We start from the raw sequence: 1019 nt of genomic DNA, 5'->3' as shown, positions 1-1019 counted from the left end.
GTGCACAATTTCGCGAGCATCCTCGATTACCACCTGACCCAGCGGCCCGACGCCGTCGCGATCACCCAGGACGACCGCCGCCTGACCGTGCGCGCCCTGCACGACCGGGTCAACCGGCTGGCCGCGGGACTGGCCGAGCTGGGCATCCGACGCGGGGACGTCGTCGGCGTGCTCCTCTACAACCGGCCGGAGTTCCTGGAGACCCTCTACGCCGTCAACCGCCTCGGCGCGGTCTTCCTCCCGCTCAACTACCGGCTGTCCGAGGAGGAATGGCAGTACATCCTCGGCCACGCCCAGGCCAAAGCACTGGTCACCGAGCCGGAGTTCGTCGCCCCGATCGAGCGCAGCGCAGGCTGCCTGACCGACCTGGAACACCGCATCCTGCTCGACGACTCCCCCGCCGGCTGGGCGTGGACCGGCTACGAGGACCTCCTCGCCCGGCACCCCGGCGCCGAGATCGAGCCGGTGGAGGTGGCGCCGGAGGATCTGCAGCGGCTGATGTACACCTCCGGCACCACCTCACGCCCCAAGGGCGTGCGCATCACCTACGCCAACCTGCAGGCCAAGAACCTCGCCCACATCGTCCACTTCGGCCTGACCGCCGCCGACACCACCCTGGTGGCCGGCCCGCTCTACCACGTCGGCGGCCTCGACATGCCCGCCCTCGCCGTCCTCTACACCGGCGGCAGCGTCGTCCTGCAACGCAAATTCGACCCGGCCGACGTCCTGCGCGCCATCCAGGACCACCACGTCACCAACGCCTGGCTGGCCCCCGCCATGGTCAACGCCGTCCTCGAAGTCCCCGACCGCGAGAGCTACGACACCACCTCGATGCGCTTCATCCTCGGCGGCGGCGAAAAGACCCCCGAACCCGTCCTGCGCCGCATCATGACCGCCTTCCCCAACGCCTGGTTCGCCGACGCCTACGGCCTGACCGAAACCGTCTCCGGCGACACCTTCCTCGACCGCGACCACGCACTGACCAAACTCGGCTCCGTCGGCCGCCCCGTCCCCCACAC

The 1019-nt window shown here is 70.0% G+C and carries 1 protein-coding gene; it reads left to right on the top strand.

Annotation, left to right across the window (positions count from 1 at the left end):
- Positions 1–1019, top strand: a 1019-nt coding sequence (locus IG08_RS0153155; RefSeq protein ID WP_234343247.1) for an AMP-binding protein, incomplete at both ends; no start/stop codon positions are given.

The organism is Streptomyces fulvoviolaceus, from assembly GCF_000718165.1.
In the GTDB taxonomy this organism is placed as follows: domain Bacteria; phylum Actinomycetota; class Actinomycetes; order Streptomycetales; family Streptomycetaceae; genus Streptomyces; species Streptomyces fulvoviolaceus.
The sequence above is the reverse complement of the archived record's forward strand: the minus strand, read 5'-3'. Positions and strand labels throughout refer to the sequence as shown.